The sequence below is a fragment of the Hamadaea sp. genome (assembly GCF_013362815.1).
Lineage (GTDB): Bacteria > Actinomycetota > Actinomycetes > Mycobacteriales > Micromonosporaceae > Hamadaea.
Window position 1 is genome coordinate 66,619 of the sequence record NZ_JABFVK010000037.1, and the last position, 23,472, is coordinate 90,090.

General features: G+C 71.1%; 27 protein-coding genes. 14 read left to right on the forward strand and 13 right to left on the reverse strand.

Annotated elements, in window-relative coordinates:
• Positions 1–7 precede the first annotated feature (7 nt).
• A complete protein-coding gene (locus HOV77_RS18795) occupies positions 8–1,369 on the forward strand; it encodes a hypothetical protein (RefSeq protein ID WP_290863715.1) in 1,362 nt (453 codons plus the stop codon).
• 160 nt (positions 1,370–1,529) lie between these two features.
• On the opposite strand, the gene HOV77_RS18800 is transcribed toward HOV77_RS18795, so the two are convergent.
• Complete coding sequence (locus HOV77_RS18800; RefSeq protein WP_290863716.1) at positions 1,530–2,651, reverse strand: AAA family ATPase; 1,122 nt, start codon at positions 2,649–2,651, stop codon at positions 1,530–1,532.
• The gene (locus tag HOV77_RS18805; protein WP_290863717.1) at positions 2,638–3,420 is read right to left on the reverse strand and encodes an RNA ligase family protein; all 783 of its coding nucleotides are present in this window, start codon (positions 3,418–3,420) and stop codon (positions 2,638–2,640) included. The genes HOV77_RS18800 and HOV77_RS18805 overlap by 14 nt, the downstream gene beginning before the upstream one ends.
• A gap of 102 nt (positions 3,421–3,522) precedes the next feature.
• Between HOV77_RS18805 and HOV77_RS18810 the strand changes: the two genes are divergently transcribed.
• Complete coding sequence (locus HOV77_RS18810) at positions 3,523–3,903, forward strand: hypothetical protein (protein WP_290863718.1); 381 nt, start codon at positions 3,523–3,525, stop codon at positions 3,901–3,903.
• Between the two features lie 63 nt (positions 3,904–3,966).
• Here HOV77_RS18810 and HOV77_RS18815 read toward each other — a convergent pair whose 3' ends face one another.
• Positions 3,967–4,914, reverse strand: coding sequence for a polysaccharide deacetylase family protein (locus HOV77_RS18815; RefSeq protein ID WP_290863719.1), 948 nt, complete (start codon positions 4,912–4,914; stop codon positions 3,967–3,969).
• 111 nt (positions 4,915–5,025) lie between these two features.
• Here HOV77_RS18815 and HOV77_RS18820 point away from each other — a divergent pair, with 111 nt between their 5' ends.
• From HOV77_RS18820 to HOV77_RS18830, 3 genes are all read left to right on the forward strand, one after another.
• On the forward strand, positions 5,026–6,324 hold the full coding sequence (locus HOV77_RS18820) for an NUDIX hydrolase (protein WP_290863720.1): 1,299 nt from the start codon (positions 5,026–5,028) through the stop codon (positions 6,322–6,324).
• A 171-nt stretch (positions 6,325–6,495) separates the two neighbouring features.
• Entirely contained in the window at positions 6,496–7,857 is a 1,362-nt protein-coding gene (locus tag HOV77_RS18825; RefSeq protein WP_290863721.1) for an FAD-dependent monooxygenase, read from the forward strand.
• A 65-nt stretch (positions 7,858–7,922) separates the two neighbouring features.
• Complete coding sequence (locus HOV77_RS18830) at positions 7,923–8,840, forward strand: SDR family oxidoreductase (protein WP_290863722.1); 918 nt, start codon at positions 7,923–7,925, stop codon at positions 8,838–8,840.
• Here the strand turns inward: HOV77_RS18830 and HOV77_RS18835 are convergent.
• A complete protein-coding gene (locus tag HOV77_RS18835; protein WP_290863723.1) occupies positions 8,837–9,808 on the reverse strand; it encodes a YafY family protein in 972 nt (323 codons plus the stop codon). The genes HOV77_RS18830 and HOV77_RS18835 overlap by 4 nt on opposite strands.
• A gap of 24 nt (positions 9,809–9,832) precedes the next feature.
• Here HOV77_RS18835 and HOV77_RS18840 point away from each other — a divergent pair, with 24 nt between their 5' ends.
• Positions 9,833–10,564, forward strand: coding sequence for an HNH endonuclease family protein (locus tag HOV77_RS18840; RefSeq protein ID WP_290863724.1), 732 nt, complete (start codon positions 9,833–9,835; stop codon positions 10,562–10,564).
• A gap of 164 nt (positions 10,565–10,728) precedes the next feature.
• On the opposite strand, the gene HOV77_RS18845 is transcribed toward HOV77_RS18840, so the two are convergent.
• Positions 10,729–11,241: a phosphoribosyltransferase family protein gene (locus tag HOV77_RS18845; RefSeq protein WP_290863725.1), complete on the reverse strand. Its 513-nt coding sequence runs from the start codon at positions 11,239–11,241 to the stop codon at positions 10,729–10,731.
• A gap of 44 nt (positions 11,242–11,285) precedes the next feature.
• Between HOV77_RS18845 and HOV77_RS18850 the strand changes: the two genes are divergently transcribed.
• The 3 genes from HOV77_RS18850 (at position 11,286) to HOV77_RS18860 (ending at position 13,942) form a co-directional block, all read left to right on the forward strand.
• Positions 11,286–12,284 (forward strand): Gfo/Idh/MocA family oxidoreductase, encoded by a 999-nt coding sequence (locus tag HOV77_RS18850; protein WP_290863726.1) that lies wholly within the window; start codon positions 11,286–11,288, stop codon positions 12,282–12,284.
• A gap of 94 nt (positions 12,285–12,378) precedes the next feature.
• Positions 12,379–12,705: a YciI family protein gene (locus HOV77_RS18855; RefSeq protein ID WP_290863760.1), complete on the forward strand. Its 327-nt coding sequence runs from the start codon at positions 12,379–12,381 to the stop codon at positions 12,703–12,705.
• Positions 12,706–12,715: 10 nt separating this feature from the next.
• Positions 12,716–13,942 carry a sigma-70 family RNA polymerase sigma factor gene (locus HOV77_RS18860; protein WP_290863727.1) on the forward strand — a complete coding sequence of 409 codons (1,227 nt, stop codon included), beginning with the start codon at positions 12,716–12,718 and terminating at the stop codon, positions 13,940–13,942.
• Here HOV77_RS18860 and HOV77_RS18865 read toward each other — a convergent pair.
• From HOV77_RS18865 to HOV77_RS18885, 5 genes are all read right to left on the reverse strand, one after another.
• The gene (locus tag HOV77_RS18865; RefSeq protein ID WP_290863728.1) at positions 13,939–14,418 is read right to left on the reverse strand and encodes a hypothetical protein; all 480 of its coding nucleotides are present in this window, start codon (positions 14,416–14,418) and stop codon (positions 13,939–13,941) included. The two genes, HOV77_RS18860 and HOV77_RS18865, sit on opposite strands and share 4 nt — an antisense overlap.
• On the reverse strand, positions 14,415–14,732 hold the full coding sequence (locus HOV77_RS18870; RefSeq protein WP_290863729.1) for a hypothetical protein: 318 nt from the start codon (positions 14,730–14,732) through the stop codon (positions 14,415–14,417). Before HOV77_RS18870 ends, HOV77_RS18865 begins: the two co-directional genes overlap by 4 nt.
• A 33-nt stretch (positions 14,733–14,765) precedes the next feature.
• Positions 14,766–15,476, reverse strand: a complete 711-nt coding sequence (locus HOV77_RS18875; RefSeq protein ID WP_290863730.1) for a protein phosphatase 2C domain-containing protein — start codon at positions 15,474–15,476, stop codon at positions 14,766–14,768.
• Entirely contained in the window at positions 15,473–16,390 is a 918-nt protein-coding gene (locus tag HOV77_RS18880) for an EamA family transporter (RefSeq protein ID WP_290863731.1), read from the reverse strand. The genes HOV77_RS18875 and HOV77_RS18880 overlap by 4 nt, the downstream gene beginning before the upstream one ends.
• Positions 16,391–16,455: 65 nt before the next feature.
• Positions 16,456–17,253: a Bax inhibitor-1/YccA family protein gene (locus HOV77_RS18885; protein WP_290863732.1), complete on the reverse strand. Its 798-nt coding sequence runs from the start codon at positions 17,251–17,253 to the stop codon at positions 16,456–16,458.
• A 34-nt stretch (positions 17,254–17,287) separates the two neighbouring features.
• On the opposite strand from HOV77_RS18885, the gene HOV77_RS18890 reads away from it, so the two are divergent.
• Positions 17,288–17,653: a DUF1304 domain-containing protein gene (locus HOV77_RS18890; RefSeq protein WP_290863733.1), complete on the forward strand. Its 366-nt coding sequence runs from the start codon at positions 17,288–17,290 to the stop codon at positions 17,651–17,653.
• Positions 17,654–17,682: 29 nt separating this feature from the next.
• Here HOV77_RS18890 and HOV77_RS18895 read toward each other — a convergent pair whose 3' ends face one another.
• Positions 17,683–17,970: a hypothetical protein gene (locus HOV77_RS18895; protein ID WP_290863734.1), complete on the reverse strand. Its 288-nt coding sequence runs from the start codon at positions 17,968–17,970 to the stop codon at positions 17,683–17,685.
• 159 nt (positions 17,971–18,129) lie between these two features.
• Here HOV77_RS18895 and HOV77_RS18900 point away from each other — a divergent pair, with 159 nt between their 5' ends.
• Entirely contained in the window at positions 18,130–19,329 is a 1,200-nt protein-coding gene (locus HOV77_RS18900) for a hypothetical protein (protein WP_290863735.1), read from the forward strand.
• Between the two features lies 1 nt (position 19,330).
• On the opposite strand, the gene HOV77_RS18905 is transcribed toward HOV77_RS18900, so the two are convergent.
• Positions 19,331–19,960 carry a uridine kinase gene (locus HOV77_RS18905; RefSeq protein ID WP_290863736.1) on the reverse strand — a complete coding sequence of 210 codons (630 nt, stop codon included), beginning with the start codon at positions 19,958–19,960 and terminating at the stop codon, positions 19,331–19,333.
• Between the two features lie 67 nt (positions 19,961–20,027).
• Here HOV77_RS18905 and HOV77_RS18910 point away from each other — a divergent pair, with 67 nt between their 5' ends.
• Positions 20,028–21,275, forward strand: a complete 1,248-nt coding sequence (locus HOV77_RS18910; RefSeq protein ID WP_290863737.1) for an FAD-dependent oxidoreductase — start codon at positions 20,028–20,030, stop codon at positions 21,273–21,275.
• Here HOV77_RS18910 and HOV77_RS18915 read toward each other — a convergent pair.
• Entirely contained in the window at positions 21,272–22,231 is a 960-nt protein-coding gene (locus HOV77_RS18915; protein WP_290863738.1) for a GNAT family N-acetyltransferase, read from the reverse strand. The genes HOV77_RS18910 and HOV77_RS18915 overlap by 4 nt on opposite strands.
• 55 nt (positions 22,232–22,286) lie before the next feature.
• Between HOV77_RS18915 and HOV77_RS18920 the strand changes: the two genes are divergently transcribed.
• Together HOV77_RS18920 and HOV77_RS18925 are read left to right on the forward strand one after the other, a co-directional pair.
• Entirely contained in the window at positions 22,287–22,586 is a 300-nt protein-coding gene (locus HOV77_RS18920; RefSeq protein ID WP_290863739.1) for a GNAT family N-acetyltransferase, read from the forward strand.
• A gap of 139 nt (positions 22,587–22,725) precedes the next feature.
• Positions 22,726–23,469: a hypothetical protein gene (locus tag HOV77_RS18925; protein ID WP_290863740.1), complete on the forward strand. Its 744-nt coding sequence runs from the start codon at positions 22,726–22,728 to the stop codon at positions 23,467–23,469.
• The last annotated feature ends 3 nt before the right edge of the window (positions 23,470–23,472 follow it).

Below are 23,472 nucleotides of genomic sequence, written 5' to 3' on the forward strand. Positions count from 1 at the left end.
AAAGCTTATGCAGTCAGACCAGATCCGGGGGCCGCTGGCGCCTTCGGGTCAGCCGGAGGAGCCGCAGGTCATCGACGACTTCGCCGCCGACATCGACAACCACGTCACCGCCGACCCCGAGGTCGACGAGCAGCGGTTGGTGCCCGCGCAACGGGACCCCGCCGACTCGGAGACCACCGACTCCGTGACCGCCGAGCCGGCGGAGCCGGTCGCTGAGTCCGATGCTGAGTCCGATGTGGACGACGTGACCTCCGACGCCGAAGAACCTCCCGGCGATGCGGCCGCCGCCGACGAGGCGGACGTGGCCGACGACGAGCGCGTGAACGACGTCGCCGAGGCGCTCGCCGATGAAGCGGACGAGGCCGACGAGGCGGGCGAGCCATCTGACGAACCCGCTGACGCGGCGGAGACGGTGGACGCAGCCGATCTGGCCGAGTCGCCCGGCGACGACGCTACCGAAGCACCGAGCGACGCCGTCGACAGCGACGACACAGCGGAATCGCTCGCGGACGAGCCGGTGGACGCGGCTGACGTCGCGGACGAAGAAGCAAGCGCCGACGGCGATGTCGTAGACGACGAACCGGTGGACGCAGCCGACCTCACGGAGTCGCAGGGCGACGAGCTTTCGGCGGAGCCCAGCGCAGAGACGGACGGCGAGGCCGAAGCGGAATCGCTCGCGGACGAGGCCGACGTCGTGGACGAGGAAACGAGCGCCGAAGCCGACGACACCACCGAGCCTTCGGACACGGCGGACGCCGCCGACCTCGCCGAGTCGCCTGGCGACGAGCTTTCGGCGGAGCCCAGCGCAGAAGCGGACGTCGCGGACGAAGAAGCAAGCGCCGACGGCGATGTCGTAGACGACGAACCGGTGGACGCGGCCGACCTCACGGACGTCGCGGACGAAGACGGAGACACCGAAGCCGAGGACGCCACCGAGTCTGCGGACACGGTGGACGCGGCCGACCTGGCCGAGTCGCCAGGCGACGAGGTCTCGGCGGAGCCGAGCGCAGAGGCGGAGGTCGCCGACGAAGCCGACGACACCGACACGGAGGACGCGGCCGACGGTGCTGCGGCTGACATCACGGAGTATCCGCTGCCGGTCGTGGCCGGTGTGTGGGATGCGACAGCGGCCGAGGATCTGCGCCGCAGGTGGCACGAGGTGCAGGTGCGGTTCGTGGACGATCCGGCGGCTGCGGCGCGCGACGCTCAGGGTCTCGCCGACGAGGCTCTGGACGGCCTGACGGCGGCGTTGGCGGAGCGTAAGCGCGCCTTGTCCGAGTGGGAGGACGCCGAGGGTGACACCGAGCGGCTGCGGCAGGCCGTTCAGCGTTATCGGGATCTGTTCGAGTTCGCCCTGCCGAAGGAGTAGACGGCCGGTTGTGGTGGCCGCCGGAAGCCAGATCCGGTGGCCACCCACCCGGTTCACGGCCATGATCAGCGGAAGTTTCGCGGTGCTATAGCCCCGCGAAACTTCCGCTGATCATGATCCGCCGTGGAATCAGAGCGCTGATCATGATCCGTCCGTGGAATCAGAGCCGGGTGTCGAGCCAGGACACGGCGTGTGCCTCGGTCAGGTCGGGCGTCTCCCACCGGCCGATCATGCGCTCCACGGCGGCGGCCGGCACCGGCGACGTACGCGAGGAGTTGCGCGCCGAAACGACGCCGGGCGGCGCTTCGAGGGACACGACATGCACCCGGGCGCCGTAGCCGGCGGCGAGCGAGACGACCTGCTGGCGTACTTGGCGGGACACGTTCGTCGCGTTCCACACGAACGGTGTACGCGTCCGCAGAAAGGACCGCGCCTGAGCCCGAGCGGCCGCCAGCACCGGTCCCTGCGGCGCTGTCGGGCGTACGCCCAACGACACCCGCAACGCGTCGAGGCTGATCACCGGAAGGTCCAGACCGGCGACGTAGTAGTCCTTGCCGACGCCGGGCAGCCCGGACATCACGGTGACGGTGAAGGCCGTGTCGTCGTACGCCGCCCACCGCGGGTCACGCCCGGGAGTCGCGAAGTAGCCGTACCGCGCGTGGTCGTTGGCGAACGGAAACGGCCGGTCCAGCACCCCGAGGTCCGCGCAGTACTCGCGGTACAACGCGATGTTGTCCAGCACCGCCGACGCATCCGTGCACACCCGGCCGAGGATGTCGGCGGTCGCGAGCGTCGCCAGATCGTCGTTGCTCGCCGTGATCGACACCCGCAGCACGATCTCCTCCAGATCGTCGCGTTCCAGGGCCCAGAACGGGATCTGGTGGTGCCGCACCAACGCTGCGACCTGTTCGCGGAACCCGAGCGGGGCGTCGAGCTCCCAGAGGATGCGCCGGGCGGCCAGTTCCCCGCGCCGGGAATGCCCGTGCGCTGTGATCGATCCGTCCGCCTCTGTCCGCGTACAATATGGTTTCGCGACGTCGTGCAGTAACACGGCCGCGAACAACCGGGCCCGATGGTCGGGATCGAGCGCGCGCCACGACGGCAGCGACGCGAGCGCCTCGGCCGCGAGCCGCGTGTGGGTCGCGACGTCGCCCTCGGCATGGTGGCGCGGGTCCTGCTCGACGCCTTCCAGGCGGCGCAGCCACGCGAACGCCGAGCGCAGCCGCGGCCAATCGACCGTCCACTCCGGACCGCGCGGGCAGAGCTCGTCAAAGATGCGCATAGAGCGCCCCCGGATCGGCGAGACGGTTGGCCACGATCGGCCGCTCCGACCAGTGCGTGCCGGAGTCGAGGATCGCGGTCAGAAAGCTTGCGCGCACCCACTTGTAGCGCTCGACGACGCGGCCGTCCTCCTCCACCTTGAGGTACAGCCCCTCCATCTCGTCGGCGGCGTCGGTCTCCGCGACGACCCGATCCGCGTCGGTCCCCGCCTCCACCGCGGCCGCGCGCAGACTCTCGCGCCACCCGGCGGTCCGGCAGGTCGACCGCCCCACGAGCGCCGTCAGCTCACTCATCGCGGTGACGCGGCCTTCGCGCAGCACCGGCACACTCGTCACCGGCAGGCCCGCGAGCATCTCGCGGCGGCGGTCGGTGCTCAAGAACTCACTTGTACGCACATCGAACACATCGAATTCGCAGAAGTAGTGCGGCAGCGCGTCGTAGAAGACGGTGTGCTTGGCATAGAGCCATTCGCCGTAGAGCACGAAGCGATCGCCGAGCACCGGCCGAAGCCGGTCGGCGACCGTCGCCGCCCACGACTTGAGCGGCGCGAACTGCTTCTCGCGGGGACCACCGCTCAGATAGTGCCCCCGTGACTGGAGCAGCAGGCGGCCGTCGGCGTCGAAGCTGATCCCGGCGTTGGCGCCGTCGAGTTTCTCCTCGACGACCAGGTGCCGGCCGCGTACGGCGTCGAACGGCGCCTGCGCGAGGTCGTGGTCGCCCGGCTGCAGGCGCGACCCGGCCAGATGCGGCGTACGCGGATACTTGAACACCCGACAGTTATAGAGACTCGAAAACCGCTTGTGCCAGGGATTTCGCGAATGCGTGACACGCACGTGACACCGGTTCGCATTGATGCACTAGGGTGTGCGCTCATGATTCGGATCTCGACCAAGTACTTCTGGCTGGCGTTCATGTTCGCCTTCTTCAAGCCGTGGCTGGCCATCGACGGCCAGCAGCACCGGCTGCAGTGGGGCGACAACGCGATCCCGGCCGCGCCGGGGCAGCACCACATCACCATCTGGATCCCGTACCTGTGGAAGGTCGGCGAGGCCACCATCGTCGTCGACAACAGCTATGGCGAGGCGCAGGTCTTCTACGCGTCGCCGCCGTGGGCCTTCGGCGCGGGCGCGATCGGCACCACCCCCGTGGAGTCGCCGAACAAGACCCTCGCGCTGATCCTCGGCCTCGGCCTGCCGGCGCTGATCATCCTGTGCTGCTGCTGCGGGACGATCCTGTCGTCGATGAGCAACTGATCGAAGCACACCCCAGGGGGACGTCCGGACGCGGGCGTCCCCCTAATCGTGTCCGCTGCCGGGTCAGGTGTCCGTCGGCAGGGCCACGAGCCGGAATCGCGCCTTGAGCCACGGCAACAGCACCCGGTACGCCGCGATCGTGGTGGGCTTGCCGTTGTCGTGGGACAGCACGATGGAGCCTGGGCGTACGCCGCTTTCGATCGCGCTGATCACGTGGTTGGTCATCTGCGCGCCGGTGCCGTACTTGCTGCTCTCCCAGTCGCGCGGGTCCAGCGACCAGTAGATCGAGGTCATGCCGAGATCTTTGGCGATCTGCACGAGGCGCGGCGTGAAGTTGCCGCCGGGCGCGCGGAAGTAACGGATCTTCGCGTCCGGTGCGGCCGCGTGGATGACCTGGTTGGTGTGCTCCAGATCCCGCTTGATGTACGCGTCGGTCCGCTCGTCGGCGGCCAGGTCGAGCAGGTGCTGCCATGAGTGGTTGCACACCGTGTGGCCTTCGGCGACGATCCGGCGCACCAGATCGGGATGATCCCGGGCCCGGAAGCCGACCAGGCAGAACGTCGCCTTCACGCCGCACTGCTTGAGCATGTCCAGCATCTTCGGGGTGTTGATCGGATCGGGGCCGTCGTCGAAGGTGAGCGCGACGTTCTGCGTACCGGTGACACTGATCGACCCGGCCGGTCCGTGCCCGGTCGCGGGGGACCGCACCAGCGGAACCGTCGACCTGCACGACAACGCCCCCGACTCCGTACGCGAGCTCGTCGCGCTCGGCTTCGGGGACGGCTTGCGCGTCGGCGACGGGGTCGGCCGGGGCGAGGGCGTCTCGGCTGCCGACGGCGACGGCATCAGGCTGCTGATCTCCGGCGTCGGTGAACCGAGTCCGGAGGCACCCGGCGAAGCCGTCTGCGGCGTCGCGGTGCAACCAGCGATCAGCCCGGTGATCAGCAAGGCGACAGCGAGGATCGGGCCGAGCAACACCGGCACGACGCGCCGCGAGCGGATGGGAGGCACGGACGGCTCCTGGGGGTGCGGGGTGCCGCGAGACTACCCCGCCGACCGGAGCCGGCGATAGATCGGCGCTGTCACCGCCGTACGCCCAGGAGTGTGGCAGCATGCTCGCTCATGGGAGAAGACGAGCTGCGCGACGAGGTTCTCGCCGCGGCGGCGGCCTGGATGTGGACGCCGTACGACGCGATCGTCGCCACCAGCGACGACGTGACGGTAGCCGTCCATCAGGGCAAGGGGACCGTCGAACGGATCTCCGGTGACGACCCGGCCCGGCTCGTCACCCAGGCGTTGCGGCTGACCGGCGGCAACGGCGGCGACGCGGTCGTGTTCCCCGTCCATCCGGCCACCGTCCCGGCCGGACTCGGCGACGAGCTGACCCGGCGGGGCAGCGAGATCGTCGCCGAGCTCGACATCAGCGCGTACGACTTGGCCGGGGGACTACCCGCAGTGGACATCCCGGCCGACGTCACGGTCGAGCGAGTGCGCACGCCCGAGCAGCTCGCCGAGGTCTATTCGGTCTCCGCCGCCGCATTCGGCCAGCCGCTCCCGTCGGTTGAGTTCGCGGAGGCGGAAGCCCTGGAGCTGTTCCGCCCACAGGGGACCCTCTTCCGGTTTCTGGCCCGGATCGGCGGCCAGGCCGTCGGCTCCGGCGGGCTGACCGTCGAAGACGGCATCGGCAAACTGTGGGGCGGCGGGGTGCTGGCCGAGGCTCGGGGACAAGGTGCGTACCGGGCGCTGCTGGCCGCGCGGCTCGCCCAGGCGGCCGAACTCGGCGCGAGGGTCGTGATCGTCAAGGCGCGTACCGGGACGTCCAGCCCCATCCTGCGCCGGGCCGGGTTCGTCGCCTATGGCCGCGAGGTCCACCATCAGCTGCCGGTACGCCGCGCGTCGGCCGAGCACTACCGGTCGCTTCCGCACAAGATTCTCGGCTCCGGGGCGGTCTTCTTCGACGAGTCCGGCCGTGTGCTGATCGTCGAGCCGTCCTACAAGGACCACTGGGAGATCCCGGGCGGGGTCGTCGAGCGCAACGAGCCGCCGCTGACCGGGGCCCACCGCGAAGTCCTCGAAGAGCTCGGCTTGGACCGCCGGCTGGGCCGGCTGCTGGTGGTGGACTGGTCGCCGCCCCGGGGCCGCCGCACGGTGGACCTGATGGCGTTCGTCTTCGACGGCGGCGTACTCACCCAGGCCGACGTCGAGGCGATCCGGTTGCAGCCCGAGGAGCTGCGCGGCTACCGGTTCTGCCGGGTGGACGACGAGGTCAACGAGGCGGCCGGGCTGCTGCCGCCGATCCTGACCAAGCGGGTCGCCGCGGCGGTACGCGCCCGGGCGGCCGGGGTCACGGTGTACCTCGAGTCGGGGGAACCGATCGACGGAACGGTTACTCCTTCACAAGGACGAGCGACGATGTCGTGAAAGCGTCACGGCACTCAGCGGTACGCCCGATTCGACGGCATTGATTGCTGACTGTCTACTGTGGCGCACCGCACATTGTCAATCACCTGACGTCATTTTCATTTCCCTGGATGCCTTGGGGCTGGCTACGGTTCCGCCAATCCGAGCCACAAGCGCTTCCAGGAGTTCACTATGTACCCCTCCAGTCGTTCCACGGACTCTGCCGCGGGCCGGGCGATCGTCGTCGGCGGCAGCGTCGCGGGTCTGCTGGCCGCGCGCGTCCTCGCCGACGCATTCGGCCACGTCGTCGTCCTCGACCGGGACGAAATGCCGCTGAGTGCCGCCCATCGCAAAGGCGTGCCGCAGAGCCGGCACGCCCACGGGCTGCTCGACAAGGGCCGGGCCATCCTCGACGAACTGCTGCCCGGGTTCACCGCCGACCTCGTCGCGCGGGGTGCGGTCACCGCCGACACCCACGCCGACGTCGTCTGGTACAACGACGGCCGCCGCATGCTGCGTGCTCCGTCGGACATGACCGCGCTGTGCGTGAGCCGGCCGACGCTCGAGGCGTACCTGCGCAGCCGGGTCGCCACACTGCCCAACGTGGAGATCCGGGCCGGGGTCGCCGTCGACGGCCTGACGATCGCCGACGGGCGGGTCACCGGCGTACGCACCGAAGCCGAGACCCTGACCGCCGACGTGGTGGTCGACGCCACCGGGCGCAGCAACCGCGGCCCGGCCTGGCTGACCGAACACGGGTACGCCGCCCCGCCGGAGGACACCGTCAAGGCCGGCCTGGTCTACGTCACCCGCGAGTACCGGCGCGATCCCAGCGCGCAGGACTACGCCGCGATCGTCGTCGGCCACCACCCGGCCAACCCGACGAGCACCGGTACGCTCGCCGCCGAAGGCGACCGCTGGATCGTCACCCTGATGGGAGTCAACGACGACATCCCGCCGCTGGACGGTCCCGGCTTCGAGGCGTACGCCGCCCGCCTGGACGGCCCGGAGCTGTCCCGGCTGCTGGCCACGGCCGAGCCGCTGACCGAACCGGCCAAGTTCCGCATCGGCCCGAGCGCCCGCCGCCGCTACGAGCGCTGTGACCGGCTCCCGGAGGGCTACCTGGCCATCGGTGACTCGCTGTGCTGCTTCAACCCGGCGTACGGGCAGGGCATGACGACGGCCGCGATGGCGGCGCAGTGGCTCGGCCGGTGCCTGCGCTCGGGGACCGACGGGCTGACGAAGCGCTACTTCGCCGGGGTGACCGCCATCGTGGACACCCCGTGGGACATCACCGTCTCCGGCGACCTGCGCTTCCCGCACGTGCCCGGCGAGCGGACCGGGCGGGTCAAGCTGCTCAACGCGTACCTGTCGAAGGTGCACGTCGCGGCGCAGGCCGACTCGTTCGTCGGGCGGACCTTCCTCAAGGCGGTCAACTTCCTCATCAGCCCGCAGCAGCTCATGTCGCCGCGGATGCTGTGGCGGGTGTGGCGCGGCCGCAAGGCCCAGCCGGTCGCGCAGACTCCGGCGCGGGAACGGAGCCTGGCCGCCTGAACGACGACGCGTTCTTCCCGCCAAACCTGACGGTGGTTGTCCGGTTTGGCGGGGACGCTGGTGTCATGGACACACCTTTGAAGGGCCGGGTCGCCCTGGTGGCCGGCGCTACCCGCGGCTGCGGGCGGGCGATCGCGGTGCAGCTCGGACTGGCCGGAGCGACCGTGTACGCCACCGGGCGCACCACCCGGGCGAAGCAGTCGGAGATGAGCCGCCCGGAGACGATCGAGGAGACCGCCGAGCTGATCACCGCGGCCGGGGGCACGGCGTACGCCGTCGAGGTCGACCATCTCGTCCCCGAGCAGGTCGAGGCGCTCGTCGCCCGGGTACGCGCCGAGCAGGGCCGCCTCGATGTGCTCGTGAACGACATCTGGGGCGGCGACCCGTTCTCCGAATGGGACAAGCCACTGTGGGAGCACGACCTCGCCAAGGGTCTGCGCATGCTCGACCTCGGACTGCGTACGCACATCATCACCAGCCATTACGCGCTCGGGCTGCTGACGGAGAAACCGGGCGGGCTGCTGATCGAGGTCACCGACGGCACCGCCGAGTTCAACCGGGCGTACCGGGGCGAGTTCTTCTACGACCTCGTCAAGGCGTCGGTCAACCGGATCGCGATGGCGCAGGGCGAGGAGCTGGCGAAGGCCGGCTGCGTCGGGGTCGGCGTGACACCGGGGTTCCTGCGCTCGGAGGCGATGCTGGACCATTTCGGCGTCACCGAGGCGACGTGGCGGGACGCAGCCGGTCCGGACAATCCGCACTTCTCCTTGTCGGAGTCACCGGCGTACTTGGGCCGGGGTGTCGCCGCGTTGGCGGCCGACCCCGACGCCGCCCGATTCAACGGGCAGACGCTGAGCAGTGGGCAGCTGGCGAAGGAGTACGCCGTCGTGGACACCGACGGCACCCGGCCCGACTTCTGGGCGTACGCGGCCGAGAACGACCTGGAGAAGCAGGAAGTGATCGACGACGCAAAGTGGCGTTAGGCCTCCGGTGAATTGCGGGCGGCGAGCTTGCGGCCGGTCTCGGCCAGCGCTGCCCGCAACTCCGGCGGATCGAGCACCTCGACGTCGGGCGCGAGCGCGATCAGCTGGTGGTGCGCGATGTGGACCGTTTCGACCAGCAGCTCGACCTCGACCCAGCCGTCCGAGCCGGGCGGGCCGATCGCGCCCAGCCCCTCCACCGAAGTACGCCCGAGGTGGCGAGCCAGGTCCGGTAGCACCCGTCCCGGCACGCGTACGCGGACGGTGGCGTGCAGGATGCTGCGGTCGAACTCGGCGGCCGATTGGGCCCAGTACTCGGCGAGCACGAAGCCTTCCGGGCGGTCGAACTGCTCCCCGACGCGGTCGGCTGAGCGGATGCGGGACACCCGATACGTGCGGTACGCGCCGTCGGTGCGGGCTACGGCGTACCAGATGCCGGCCTTGAGCACGAGCCCGAGCGGGTCGGCGATCCGCTCGACCACCCGGCTGCCGCGCTCGTAGCGGATGATCAGCCGTTGCCGGTCCCAGACGGCGGCCGCGACGTCGGCGAGACAGGGCAGGTCCTCGTCGCGATGGAACCAGCCGGGCGCGTCCAGATGAAACCGTTCGCCGAGCTCCTGGGCTCGCTCGCGGGCGTCGGCGGGCAACGTCGCGAGCAGCTTGGCCTGGGCGGTGCTCGCCGCGCCGGCCAGCCCGAGATCGGCCAGCGCCGCCGGGACGCCCGCGACGAACAGGGCGGCCGCCTCCGGGCCGGTGAGCCCGTCCAGCCGCGTACGCCACCCGTCCAGCAGCCGGATGCCACCACCGCGACCGGGTTCGGAGTAGAGCGGCACCCCCGAAGCCTGGAGCGCGGCGACGTCCCGCAGGATCGTGCGCTCGGAGACCTCCAGGATCGCGGCCAGCTGCCCGGCGGTGGCGCTACGCCGCGCTTGCAGGGTGAACAGCAACGCGATCAGCCGCTCCGACTTCACCCCGACACCCTATGGTGATGGTTGATGAAGCGCTATCGGGGGGAGCTCGTCACGCTGGTGCTGCTGCTGGTCGTGGCGGCCGGCGTCGCCTGGTGGTGGGACCAGGGGCACCTCGACGATTCTCCGCCGCCATCCGCGACCGCGTCTGCTCCGACTGGCGGGGTGGCGGCTTCGTCAGGCGGGGTGGCGGGCAAGGACGCGGCGCTGGCGCTGCTGGCCAAGCTGCCCCGAGCCGCGCAGTCGCATTGGGACAGCTACACCCGCGAGTCGTTCGGCGATCCGCTGTGGACCGACGACACCGACGCCCCGGGCGGCCACAACGGCTGCGACACCCGCGACGACGTGCTGCGCCGGGACCTGACCGGGGCCCGGATCGGCACGACCAACCCGTGCGTCGTGCTGTCCGGGGCGTTACACGACCCATACACCGGCAAAGTGCTTCCGTATGACCGCAGCCGCGCCTCGGAGATCGAGATCGACCACGTCGTCGCGGTGGCCGCCGCCTGGCGGGCCGGAGCCTGGTCGTGGCCGCTGGAGCGGCGGCGCGCCTTCGCCAACGACGTCGACAACCTCCTCGCCGCCGACAAGACCACCAACCAGGACAAGCGCAGTCAGACGCCGGACAACTGGAAGCCGCCTCGCCGGGAGGCGTGGTGCGACTACGCCCGGCGCTACGTGACGGCCAAGAGCCGGTACGCGTTGAGCGTGACCTCGCCCGAGGCGGCCGCGCTCGGCGAGATGCTCACCACCTGCTGACCGGCGTCTCCGCTGCCTTTCCGCGCGGCCCTCTCCGCGCGGCCCTCTCCGCGCGGCCCTCTCCGCGCGATCATGAACTATCGGTCGTGGTCGGCCGGCGTGTCGTGTCCCGGACGCCCTGATCGTTCCCCGGCGAGCCTGCTTCGTGGCGAGCGGTCAGTGGGTCAGCGGGCGGCTTCCAGGTCGGCCCGGGTCAGCAGCGCCCGCAGCCCGATCCCGTCCTCGGCTAGCGCCTCGGCGCCGCCTTCCTGCCGGTCGATGACGCACAGCGCGGTGTCGACGAGCGCGCCGAGGCCGCGAAGCTGCCGGGTCGAGATCGCGATCTGCCCGCCGGAGGTGACGACGTCCTCGACGATCACGACACGCCGCCCGGCCACGTCCGCGCCTTCGGCGAGCCGGCGGGTGCCGTACTCCTTGGCCGTCTTGCGGACGAACGCGCACGGCAGCCCGGTGTGCCGGCCGAGGGCGGTGACGACCGCGATGCCGCCCATCTCCAGCCCGGCCAGCAGCTCGGCGTCGCCGGGAACGAGCGCGGCCAGCGCCGCTCCGACTTCGTCGAGCAGCACGGGGTCGGCCTCGAACCGGTACTTGTCGAAGTACTCCGTCGCGACGCGGCCGGAGCGCAGCCGGAACTCTCCGGTCAGGTGACACACGTCTTGGATCCTGGTCGCCAGCACGGCCCGAGCTTATCGACCGCCCGCCGACCCGGTTAGATGGGAGCATGGCCGACAAGATCAGGTGGGGTGTGCTCGCCACCGGCGGCATCGCCGCCACGTTCACCGAAGACTTGCGTACGCTGCCCGACGCCGAGGTCGTGGCAGTGGGGTCGCGTAGTCACGCCAGCGCCCAGGCGTTCGCCGACCGGTTCGGCATTCCCCGCGCCCACGGCAGCTGGCAGGAGCTGGCCGACGATCCCGAGGTCGACGTCGTCTACGTCGCCAACACGCACAACGCGCACTTCCCCGCGGCCGAACTGATGCTGCGCGCCGGCAAGCACGTGCTGTGCGAGAAGGCGTTCACCCTGAATCTCGCCCAGGCCCAGGCGCTGATCGAGCTGGCTCGCGAGCAGGGTGTCTTCCTGATGGAGGCCATGTGGATGCGGACCAACCCGGCGTTTCGCCGGATGCTGGAGATGCTGGCCGACGGCGCGATCGGCGAGATCAGCACCGTGCACGCCGACTTCCACCTGGCCGGGCCGTTCGCGGCGGACCATCGCCTGCGTGACCCGCACCAGGGCGGCGGCGCGCTGCTCGACCTCGGCGTGTACCCGGTCACGTTCGCCCACGCCGTGCTCGGGGTCCCGTCGTCGGTGACGGCGTGGTCGGCGCTCAACCCCGAGGGCACCGACGCCAATACCGGCATGCTCTTCGGGTACGCCACCGGCCCGCACCAGGGTGCGCTCGCCGCCCTGACGTGCGGCATCACGGCCGACAGCCCGGTACGCGCAGCGGTGTCGGGCAGCCGGGGCCGGATCGTGCTGGACTCGATCTTCTTCCGGCCGGAGGAGTTCACCCTGCACCGGGCCGGCACCGACCCGCAGACGATCCGGGTGCCGTTCACCGCCCGGGGCATGGTCCACGAAGCCGTCGAGGTCATGCGCTGCGTCCGCGAGGGTCTGCTCGAGAGTCCCCTGGTCAGCTGGCAGGACACCCTCGACGTGATGGCCCTGCTGGACGGCGTACGCGCCCAGGTCGGAGTGGTCTTCCCCGGCGAGCGCTGAAATTTCTTCCGGGCGGTTGTCCGGTCGGCCGCCCGCCGATCGTCATCGGGGTGAAAGCATCAAGACCGGCGAAGGAGAAATCACCGTGAAGTACATGATGTTCGTCTGCGTCGACGGCGACCCGGATCCCGACAAGACCGACGAGCCCGACATCGACGAGTGGGTGGCCACGAACGACGCGAAGGGCCGCCGTCTGCAGGGGCACGTGCTCGCCCCGAAGACGTCGGCGACCACGGTCCGCGTACGCAACGGCCAGCTGCTGATCTCCGACGGCCCGTTCACGGAGACCAAGGAGGTCATCGTCGGCTACGACCTCATCGAGTGCGCCGACCTCGACGAGGCGATCGAAGTCGCGCGTACGCACCCGATGGCGCGCGGGGGCCGCATCGAGATCCGCCCGTTCGCCGACTTCGAGCAGTGACGGTTGTGCGATGACGCAGTCTTCGGCCGCGGCGGCACGGGGCGTCGCGGCCGGGGCGGCGGCCGACGCCTATCCCCGGATCGTGGCCGCCCTGATCCGGGTCACCGGCGACTGGACCCTCGCCGAGGACAGCGCCCAGGACGCTCTGGCGACGGCGCTGGAACGATGGCCGGTGGACGGCGTACCGGACAATCCGGGGGCGTGGCTGATGACGGTCGCCCGGAATCGGGCGCTGGACACCATCCGCCGGGCCACCGTCGAACGCCGTAAGCTCCGCGACGTCGCCGTCCTGGCGCTGACCGCGGCGACCGGCGAGCCGCAGCCGCCGGACGAGGTCGTCGACGACCGGCTACGGCTGATCTTCACCTGCTGTCATCCGGCGCTCCCGCTGGAAGCCCGCGTCGCGCTGACGTTGCGCACGATCTGCGCCGTGCCGACGGCCGACATCGCCCGCGCCTTCCTGACCAGCGAATCCACGATGACCCGGCGGCTGACCCGGGCCAAGGCGAAGATCGCCGACGCGGGCATCCCGTACGCCGTCCCCGAGGGCCCGGCGCTGACCGAGCGGCTCCCCGGCGTGCTGGCCGTGCTGTACCTGCTGTTCACGCACGGCTACAACGCCGACGGGGAACCGGCGTTCGCCGCCGAGGCGATCCGGCTCGCCCGCCTGCTCGCGCAGCTCATGCCGGCCCAGCCGGAGGCGTCGGCCCTGCTCGCGTTGCTGCTGTTGCAGCATTCGCGCCGGGCCGCCCGCCGCGACGCCGACGGCAACCTCGTCACCCTCGACAAGCAGGATCGGGCCCGCTGGGACCACACGGCCATCGACGAGGCGACCGCGTTGCTGCGCGACCTCCCCGAGGACGGCCCGTACGCGCTCCAGGCCCGGATCGCGGCCTGCCACGCGACCGCGCCGTCACCGGAGGCCACCGACTGGGCCACGATCGCCGGCTCCTACGACCGCCTCGTACGCCTCCAGCCGAGCCCGGTCATCGAACTGAACCGGGCCGTCGCCCACGGGTACGCCTTCGGCCCCGCCGCGGGCCTCGAACTGCTCGCGAAGGCGAGGGCCGGGGGAGCATTGGACGACTATCCGCTCGCCTTGGCGGCCGAAGCCGACCTCACCGCCCGCGACGGCGACCACGAGCGCGCGGCGGACCTGTTCCGCGAAGCGGCCGCCCGGACCCACAGCGAGTCCGAGCGGCGGGCGCTGCTGGAACGGGCGGCCGAGAACGCCTAGTCGTCCCAGCTCATCGACAGGTCGGCGATGGTGACACCGGGCACCGGCTTCTTCGGCGGGTTGAACGTCGCCAGTGCGGCGTTGTGCCGCATCGCGTGCAGCATCGCCTCGCCCTGGCCGGGAAAGCGCGTCTCCAGGTCGCCGGCTTCCAGCAGATCGTGCGCCGACGACAGAGGCAGCAACACCAACGCCGACCTCTCGGGGTCGCCGAGCTGCTCGGCCAACGCAAGATCCACAACGAACTCGGCGAGCAGGTTGCGGCCGAGGCTGTCGGTCTGCCCGTAAGCGGCGACGAACGCGGACGTGGGCACGCCGACCTGCGTGATGACGCTGTACGCCTCGACGTCGTCCGGGTCTTCGCCGATCGCGGAGTTCTCCTCGTTGACCAGCATCAGGTACTCGCCGACGGCGGCTGCGTCGTCGAGGTTGGCGTACTTGAGCAACGCTGACTCGTCGAGCACAGTGCGGATGGTCACGCCGCCTCCTTGCGTGCCTGCTCCAGGGCGGCCAGCCGAGCGTCGGCCTCGTCCTTCGCCTTCTGCGCGCTCGCCAGCGCCCGGGCGGTGCGCTCGGCGTCGTTGGCCGCCATCTGGCGGCGCAGGTTCGCCCGGACCTTGGCCCGGACCTCGGGATCGACATTGCCGATTGCTCGCTCGACCATGGCTTCCAACCGCACGCGGCGGTCGGTCGCGCGGGCGGCGGCGGTGAAGTAGGCGGACACGTTGTCGACGTTTTCGATCAGCCGGGCGACATCCTCCGGCACGGTGATAGTCACACGCTTCGCGGGCATACCGTCATACTATCGCCGCGCATACTTTCGCGCCTAGATGACATTTGCAATGGCCACGGTCGCGTTGTCGTTGCCACCGGTCGCCATCGCCTCGGCCAGCAAGGACGTGCACATCTCGGCCGGAGTCGCGCCCGAGCCGAGGATCTGCGCCAGCTTCCGGTAGGACACTTCCTCGCCGATTCCGTCGGTGCACAGGCACAGCACGTCACCCGGGCGCAGCGCCACGTTCAGCACGTCCGGCTCCGGGGCGTCCGGGTGCCCGATGAAGCGCAGCAGGTGGTAGCGGGCGGTGTGGGCCTGCGGCGAGTCGTGCGGCCACCAGCCGTTGATCGCGCCGAGCCAGGCCTCCGTGTGGTCGACGGTCAGCTGCTCCAGCAGCCCGTTGCGCCAGCGGTAGCAGCGCGAGTCGCCGACCTGCGTGATCCAGGCCTGCGCGCCGTCGACGATCAGCGCGGTGAGCGTACAACCGGTGAGTTCCGGCCAGGCCCGGCCGCCGTCGATCACGCGCCGCTGGCACTCGGCCACCGCTGCGCGCATCAGCTCCGCGGTCGGCTGCCCGGTCCGCGTCATCTCCAGGAAGGTGTCCACAGTGGTACGCCCGGCGAAGGCGCTGCCCCGGCCGGACCCCATCCCGTCGGCCACCACGAGCACGGGCCGGTCGGGTGAGCCCTCGACGGCGAGCACGTCGAAGTTGGCCGGGTAACGGTTGCCGACCTGGGTGTCGCCGGCGACGGAAAGCTTCACTTCCGGGACGCTACCGGCTGAGCCTCCGCGTCGGCCGCCGGGTCCGGCGTCGGGTTCTTCTTGTCGGCGGCGCGCTGCGTCGCCAGCACGGAACCGGCGAGCACGAGGGCGAAGCCGAGCCCGATCCCGGCGGTGAACGGCTCGCCGAGCACGACGACGCCGAGGATCACCGCGACCGCTGGGTTGATGTAGGTGATGACCGGGCCCCGGACCGGTCCCACCTCGGCGATGAGCGCGTTGAACGTGGTCAGCGCGACGGCGGTGCACAGCACGGCGAGCACGAGGACGGCGACGATCACGTCGGCGTCCGGCAGCTGGGCGGGGTGCTGGATGATCCCGGCTGGGGCGTAGACGAGGGCGGACAATGCCAGCGACACCGCCATCACGGCCAGCCCCGGCACGCCCTTGAGCTGCCGGTTCAGGATGAACGGGCCGACGGCGTACCCGATGACGACGATCGCCATCTGGATCAGCGCCCAGGCGTCGTCGGCGGACAGGTCGAGCCCGACCAGCGCGGCCACGCCCGCCAGCCCGATGCCCAGGCCGACGATGCGGCGTGGGCCGAGCCGTTCGCCGCCGGTGGCCCAGCCCAGCAGCGCCGCCACTAGCGGCACGCCGGCGATCAGCAGCCCGGCCAGGGAACTGCTCAACCGCTGTTCAGCCGAGGTCAGCAGGAACCAGGGGACGGCGATCTCCGCCGCGGTGAAGGCCAGCAGCGCCTTCCAGTGCGGCAGCAGCGCCCGCAGCTGGCCTCGGGCGATCGCGATCGGCAGCAGGATCAGCGCGGCGATGGCGCAGCGCCAGAACACCACCGACGCCGGAGTCAGCCCGCCGACGGCGATCTTGATGAACAGATACGGCACGCCCCAGATGACGCCCAACGCGGCGAACAGCAGCCAACCCTTACGCGACACGGCCTCATCTTAGGCCGCCGGGCAGACATGATCCGATCCCGGCGGCCTTTCCGGCGTCGGCGCGGCTAGCCCCGGCCGCGGAGATAGCTGAGCAGCCGCAGTACCTCCAGGTACACCCAGACCAGGCCGAGGATGATGCCGAAGGCGGCGTACCAGCCGTAGCGGGCCGGCAGCCCGTTCCGGACACCCTGCTCGACGAGGTCGAAGTCGAGGATGAAGGTCAGCGCCCCGATGATGATCATGGCGATGCTGAAGACGATGCCGATCGGCCCGGCCTCGCGCAGCCCGGTGTTCACCCCGAACAGCGCCAGCACCCAGTTGCCCAGCATCAGCACGACCGCGGCGATCAGCGCGCCGATCACGCCCTTGGTGAACCGCGGGGTGGCCCGGATGACCCGGAACCGGTAGAGGATCAGCATCACGAAGAAGATGCCGATGGTGGCCGCGACCGCCTGGGCGACGATCCCGGGGTAGATCGTGTTGAACCACTCGCTGATCATCCCGAGCGCCGCGCCTTCGAGCAGCGCGTACGCCCCGATGAGGATCGGGCTGGTGGACTGGCGGAAGCTGACGATCAGGCCCACGATCAGGGCGGCGATGCTGCTGCCGAAGACGGCGATCCCGGTGAGTTCGGCGGGGACCCAGATCCAGGCGGCCGCCGCCGCGACCGTGAGCAGCGCCATCAGCGCCAGGCTGCGGCCGATGACGCCGTCGACGGTCATCAGCCCGGTACGCGCGCTGGTGACTGCGCCGGGGTAGGTCGCAGTCCCGCCGGCGCCGGGCTGATACCAGCCGGGATCGCCGTACGCGCTGGTCCCACGAGTCTCGGACAACTTCCCCAATGCCGGGTTGGAGCTCTGCATCCTCCGATGGTGACACGGCCCGCATACTGTCGGCATGAATCTGGTGGCCGTGCTCGCGGCGATCCTCGCCGGCCTGCTCCATGTGCTCATCTTCGCGATGGAGTCGCTGCTGTTCGGCCGCCCCGAGGTCCACCGCCGGTTCGGGACCGCCTCGTCCGACGTGGACGCCGTCCGGCCGTGGGCGTTCAACCAGGGCTTCTACAACCTGTTCCTCGGGATCGGGGCGCTCGCCGGGGTGGTCGTGTCCGGCACCGCCGGGCGTACGCTCGTCGGCTTCGCCTGCGCCTGCATGCTCGGTGCGGCGATCGTCCTCGTCGCGAGCGAGCGGCGGATGGCCCGCGCTGCCGCGATGCAGGGATTCTTCCCGCTCGTGGCGCTCGTCGCGCTGCTCGCCGCCTGACGCTCGCCGCCGACTGCGCTGTGCACCGCCTACGACAAGGGCGGCGCGGGAATGCTCGGATCGACCGGCAGGCTCGGCGGCGTCACCGGAAGGCTGGGCGCGCCCGGCACGCCGGGCGTACCGGGAAGGCCGGGCGGGCTGACCGGCAAGGTGGGGGCGCTGGGCAGGCTGGGGGCGCCGGGCACGCTCGGGGGCGAGACGGGCAGCCCGGGCAGGGACGGCGCGCTGATCGGGAAGAGAATGCCGAGCAGGCCGCTGATCAGGGCACCGATGGCACTGAGGAGTCCGCCGATGGCGTCCACGGTCGTCACCTCCAAGGGGTTGGGGTCACTCTTCAGTATCGGACATTAGGTACGAAAGTTTCTATAGCCCAATAGGGTACTTACACCTCCTTTCGCCAAGATCGTGGCGGGCGCTCGCCCGGCTCGGCACGCTCCGGGTACTCTGCCGACACGTCCTGCTGGGGAGGGCAATACGTGGCGCGCGTAGTACTCGTCGCCGGGGTGGCGCTGTGCGCCCTCGGCGTACTCGGCATCGTCCTGCATCTGCTGCGGCGGGGGCGATGGCGTACCTTGCGATCGTCCGCCGAGCTCTACCGGCGCGCCCGGCAGGCGCTCGACTCCAGTGTGGACGCCACCGCGGCCGGTTCGGCCGTCGAGATCGGACGGGAGGCCCTCGAGGCGTGGACCGCCGCCGGCACCCCGCCGACCTCCGCCCGCCTGCGCCTGCGCGTCGCCGGCCTGGCCATGGCGTACGCCGACGGCCTGCGCCGGGCGGGCCGCCCCGAAGACGCCCTCCCGCACCTGATCGCCGCCCAGGCGGTGGTGACCGAACGGGCCGACGCCGATCCGGCCCGCCACCGGCCGCTGCTGGCCGAGGTGCTGACCGCGACCGCCGCCACCGAAGCCGACCTGGGTCACCTCGACGAAGCGCTGCGCCTCGACGGGAAGATCATCCCGCTGCTCCGTGAGCTGGCAGTGGACCGCCGGGACGCGTACGCGCGCCCGCTCGGGCTCGCCCTGGCCGCCGAAGCCCGGCACTTCCACGAGAACGGCCGGGCCGCCGAGGCGCTCGCCGCCGCACACGAGGCGACGGTTCTGCTGCGGGCCGCCGACCCGGTCGCGCTCGCCGCCGCCGGCACGGCGTACGCCACGATCCTGCTGGCCGCCGGACGCGACGAGGAAGCCCTCACCGCCGTCAACGAAGCGGTCACCTACGGCGCACGGGCGTACGACGGGCAGTCGTTCGAGCACTGTGTGACGCTGACGGTGCTCGGCCGGTGCCTGCTGGCGCTGGGCCGCGCGCCGCTGGCCGAGGCGCCGTTGCGGGACGGGCTCGCGTTGGCGCGTACGGCCGCCGAGCGGCAGCCGCGTCAAGGCCGGCGCTGGCTGGCCGAGATCCTCACCGCGACCGCCGAGATGCTGACCGCGCTCGACCGCCCGGCCGACGCGGTGACCGCCGCCCACGAGGCCACCCACCTCGCCACGCCCGACGACGGCGGGCAGGCCCGCGCATTGTGGGCGCTCGGCGCGGCTCTGCTCGCCGGGGGCCTGCCGGCCGAGGCGCGGACCCCCGCCACCGAAGCCGTCGCGCTCTACAAGCAGCTGGCCGACGCCCGGCCCGGCCGGTTCCACCGCGAGCAGGCGCAAGCCCAGGAGCTGCTCGCCCGCCTGTGACTCACTCCAGCACCGCCGGGCGCCGCGGATCCTCCACGCGCACCACCAGGTCCGCGACCGTCTGCGGGTCCACTTCGCTGTCATAGCGCTGGTACGCCGGAAGCCGCCACCGGTCGGCGTCGTCGGTGTGGCGGGCCAACGCCGCGGGGGACTGCTGCAGGTGGACGGTGAAGTCGAACGGCAACCACCGGCCCAGCAGCAACGCCCCGTCGACGAGCACGACCCCGCCGGGCGGCAACGTCACGTACTCGGCCCGGGTCGCCCGGTCGGTGACCGGATTCCACAGTGACGGCAGCACCCGGCCGGTGCCGCCCGGGTCGAGCGGTTCCAGCACCTCCCGCAGCAGCCCACCGGCGTCCAGCCAGTCGTCGTAGTACGCGTCCGGGTCGGTCCGCCCGTGTTCGAACCGCAGCGACGCCGGGCGCAGGAAGTCGCCGGCCCGCACCCGCAGCACCGGCCGCCCGCGTACGCGCAACGGCCCGGCCAGCGCATCGGCGAGCGCCTGCGGCCCGGCCGGGGGAGCGCCGTCGATCGCAATCCGGGGCCACGGCGCGACCTCGGCGTCGAGGGCGTCGATCCGGTCGGCGACCTCCTCCACTAGTCTGTCGAAGCTCACCGGCCGGAAACGCACGCCACCATTGTGGCCCGCCGGACCGTCCTGGCTGCGCCCGGCCGCGCACGGTGCAAGAGTGGAACCCATGGAGTCCGTCGTCATCGTGGGCGCGTCCCTGGCCGGCGCGAAAGCCGCCGAGACACTGCGCGCCGAAGGGTTCACCGGCCGGGTCGTCCTCGTCGGCGAGGAGACCGAACTGCCGTACGAACGCCCGCCGCTGTCCAAGGGCTATCTGCTCGGCAAGGATCCCCGCGACAGCGGGCAGGTCCACGACGAACCCTGGTACGCCGAACAGAACATCGAACTCAGGCTGGGCGCCCGGGCGGTGTCGATCGACCGGACGGGCCACACCGTCGCGCTCGCCGACGGCCAGTCGCTGCCCTACGACCGGCTGCTGCTCGCGACCGGCTCCCGCGTACGCACCCTGGACGTGCCCGGCGGGGAGAACTCCGGGATCCGCTATCTGCGTACCCTTCCCGACGCGGACCGATTGCGCGCGGACCTGCGGCCCGGCACCCAGGTCGTGGTGATCGGAGCCGGGTGGATCGGCCTGGAGGTGACCGCGGCCGCGCGTGAGCACGGCTGCACCGTGGCCGTCGTGGAGACCGAGACGCTGCCGCTGCGCCGCGTGCTCGGCGACGAGCTTGGCGCGCTCTACCGTGACCTGCACGCCGGGCACGGCGTCGAATTCCACCTCGGCGCGGCCGTACGCGAATTCGGCGGCCTGGACGGGCACGTGACCGACGTCGTCCTGACCGACGGCACCGAGATCCCAGCCGACCTGATCGTGGTCGGCGTCGGCATCCGCCCGGCCACCGAACTCGCCGAGGCCTGCGGCCTGGAGATCGACAACGGTGTGGCGGTCGACGCGCGGCTGCGCACCAGCGATCCCGACATCTTCGCGTGCGGCGACGTCGCCGCCTGGAACAGCCGCCTCGTCGGCGCGCGCATCCGGGTGGAGCACTGGGCGAACGCGCTCAACGGCGGCCCCGCCGCGGCGAAGTCCATCCTCGACCGCGACGAGCCCTACGACCCCGTCCCGTACTTCTTCTCCGACCAGTACGACCTGAACATGGAGTACTCCGGCTACGTGCCGCCGCACGGCTACGACCAGATCGTCGTCCGGGGCGATCTCGCCGTCAAACCGGACGGCACCGCGCCGGAGTTCCTCGCCTTCTGGGTCTCCGGCGAACGGGTCCTGGCCGGCATGAACGCCAACGTCTGGGACGTCGTCGACCCCATCCAGGAGCTCGTCCGCGCCGGCTACCGAGGCGAACGCGTCGACCCGCGCAAACTCGCCGACCCGTCCGTCCCGCTCACCGAACTGCTCTAAAACTCGCGCACGAAGGCCACGTGCCGCCGATCCACGGCGAACCCGGCCGCCTCGTACACGCCCAGCGCGCCGGTCGGATTGTCGGCGTCCACGCCCAGCGCAGCCCGGTCGTAACCCTGCTCGGCCGCGGCGCGCAGACACGTCGCGATCAGCGCCGAAGCCAACCCCCGGCGGCGATGCTCCCGCAGCGTGCCGATCGTGGAGATCCACGCCTCGCGGCGGCCCGTCGCCACCTCGTCGGCCTCGAAGAACTGCGTCAGCAGGAACGCGGCCATCTCGTCGCCGGCCAGCGCCACGTAGGACAGCTGCGGCACGAAAGCGCGCGTACCGGTGTACCACTGCTTCCAGGACTCCTCGTCCTGCGGTGAACTGCCCCAGTGATCGGCGAACGACTCGTTGCGTACGCGCAACGCCGCCAGGTCATGCCGCGCGTGGTCGAACCCCTCGACGCGTACGCCGTCCGGCAGCACCGGCGCGGGAAGCTCGCCGTCCAGCGCCCGCTGCATCGTGAAGAACCACCGCTGCGGCGCGAAACCCGACGCCGCCAGCAGGTCGGCCTTGACCGTGTTGTGCTCGTGCACCGAAGCGTGCAGTTCCAGCGGGGCGTCCGGGAACCGTGACCGCGACACGGCCGGCGCGGTGTCGATCGCCCACTCCACCAGCCGCCGACCCAACCCCTGCCGCCGGTACGCCGGATCCACCACCCCGTCGAAGAAGACCCGGTTCACCGGATTGGCAGTCGCCCGGTTCCGCAGCACCCCCGTCGCCACCAGCCTGTCACCGTCCCAAGCGGCCAGCGTTCCGTGCTCCGGCGACACCAGGGGATCGGCGAGCTCTTCGGCCAGATCCTCCGCGTCGTAATTCTCCCCGGTCTTGTCGACTTCCTCCGCCCGTGCGGTCAACGCCGCCCAGGCGGCAGCATCCTGCTCAGTCATCTGCGTCCACCGCACCGTCATGCCGGGCAGCGTAGGTCGGTCCCGGGCCGCCGGGCGACCGAATTAGGCTTACCCCATGCAGCTCACCGTGGCCGACGTGCCCGAACGCGAACGATTCGAAGCCCGCGACGGCGACGAGCTCGCCGGTTTCGTCACCTACCAGCTCACCGGGGCGATCATCGCGTACACGCACACCGAGGTGATCCCCGAGTACGAGGGCAAAGGCGTCGGCTCCACCCTGGCCCGCGCCGTCCTCGACGACGCCCGCGCCAAGGGCCGCACCGTCGTGCCGATCTGCCCGTTCATCCACGGCTGGCTCGACAAGCACCCGGAATACGAGGACATCGTCGCGCGTACCACCCGCAAGGTCCGCTAGTCCGCCGAACCACCCGGTACGCACGACGGTACGGACCCACCGGACGGCCACAAAGATCCGTACCGCTCCCGATGCCCCGACCGGCGGCGACTCCCTAACGTGAGATCACCTGAGCCCGACCTCACCCCCGGAGAACCCGATGCGCCTCACCGCGACCGCCGCCGCACTCCTCGCCGGCCTCGCCCTCCTGGCCGGCTGCCAGAGCACCGACGAACCAACCGCCGCACCCTCGGCGAACACCACCGTCGGCCCAGCCGCCACCACCAGCACCGAGGCGTCCCCGCAACCGTCAGCCGCAACGACCACCGCAGCCGGCTGCGCCATGACCGGCACCGTCACCGGCGGCGACGGACCCGCCCTGCAGTTCATGAAGGCCTGGCTCACCTGCGACACCACCAAACAGAAGAAACTCACCAGCGACGCCGCGTACACCCAAGTCACCAAGATCGGCGTACCCAAGCTCGACATGACCTGGACCAACGCCAGCTGTGAAGGCGCAGCCGGAGCCACCTACTGCACCTACCGCAACAAACTCGGCTCCGACCTCATCATCCGCAGCCGCAACGACGCCACCGACCACGCGATCACCGAAGTACGCCTCGACGCCACCGTCTACTACACCGACGCCGAGAAGTACGCCCGCGAATACCTCGACGCCTTCGTCAACCACAACAAACCCCGCATGATCGCCCTGTCCTCCCAGAGCGTCGTGGACTCCGTCGTCGCCGACGCCCCACCCGCCGGATACACCCTCACCCTCACCGGCGAACCCCACTGGGTCTACAGCGCCCAGTTCACCACCACCGGCGAATACTGGATCGTCACCATCCACAACCCACTCGGCAAAGCCCACGCCGTCACCGCCTTCGGCAACGCCGGCTGACCG

Excerpts from the sequence above, each read along its gene's own strand:
- HOV77_RS18795 (WP_290863715.1), top strand. The coding sequence starts at position 8 with ATGCAGTCAGACCAGATCCGGGGGCCGCTGGCGCCTTCGGGTCAGCCG.
- HOV77_RS18800 (WP_290863716.1), bottom strand. The coding sequence starts at position 2,651 with ATGCGCATCTTTGACGAGCTCTGCCCGCGCGGTCCGGAGTGGACGGTC.
- HOV77_RS18810 (WP_290863718.1), top strand. The coding sequence starts at position 3,523 with ATGATTCGGATCTCGACCAAGTACTTCTGGCTGGCGTTCATGTTCGCC.
- HOV77_RS18820 (WP_290863720.1), top strand. The coding sequence starts at position 5,026 with ATGGGAGAAGACGAGCTGCGCGACGAGGTTCTCGCCGCGGCGGCGGCC.
- HOV77_RS18825 (WP_290863721.1), top strand. The coding sequence starts at position 6,496 with ATGTACCCCTCCAGTCGTTCCACGGACTCTGCCGCGGGCCGGGCGATC.
- HOV77_RS18830 (WP_290863722.1), top strand. The coding sequence starts at position 7,923 with ATGGACACACCTTTGAAGGGCCGGGTCGCCCTGGTGGCCGGCGCTACC.
- HOV77_RS18840 (WP_290863724.1), top strand. The coding sequence starts at position 9,833 with ATGAAGCGCTATCGGGGGGAGCTCGTCACGCTGGTGCTGCTGCTGGTC.
- HOV77_RS18850 (WP_290863726.1), top strand. The coding sequence starts at position 11,286 with ATGGCCGACAAGATCAGGTGGGGTGTGCTCGCCACCGGCGGCATCGCC.
- HOV77_RS18855 (WP_290863760.1), top strand. The coding sequence starts at position 12,379 with ATGATGTTCGTCTGCGTCGACGGCGACCCGGATCCCGACAAGACCGAC.
- HOV77_RS18860 (WP_290863727.1), top strand. The coding sequence starts at position 12,716 with ATGACGCAGTCTTCGGCCGCGGCGGCACGGGGCGTCGCGGCCGGGGCG.
- HOV77_RS18870 (WP_290863729.1), bottom strand. The coding sequence starts at position 14,732 with ATGCCCGCGAAGCGTGTGACTATCACCGTGCCGGAGGATGTCGCCCGG.
- HOV77_RS18885 (WP_290863732.1), bottom strand. The coding sequence starts at position 17,253 with ATGCAGAGCTCCAACCCGGCATTGGGGAAGTTGTCCGAGACTCGTGGG.
- HOV77_RS18890 (WP_290863733.1), top strand. The coding sequence starts at position 17,288 with ATGAATCTGGTGGCCGTGCTCGCGGCGATCCTCGCCGGCCTGCTCCAT.
- HOV77_RS18910 (WP_290863737.1), top strand. The coding sequence starts at position 20,028 with ATGGAGTCCGTCGTCATCGTGGGCGCGTCCCTGGCCGGCGCGAAAGCC.
- HOV77_RS18915 (WP_290863738.1), bottom strand. The coding sequence starts at position 22,231 with ATGACGGTGCGGTGGACGCAGATGACTGAGCAGGATGCTGCCGCCTGG.
- HOV77_RS18920 (WP_290863739.1), top strand. The coding sequence starts at position 22,287 with ATGCAGCTCACCGTGGCCGACGTGCCCGAACGCGAACGATTCGAAGCC.
- HOV77_RS18925 (WP_290863740.1), top strand. The coding sequence starts at position 22,726 with ATGCGCCTCACCGCGACCGCCGCCGCACTCCTCGCCGGCCTCGCCCTC.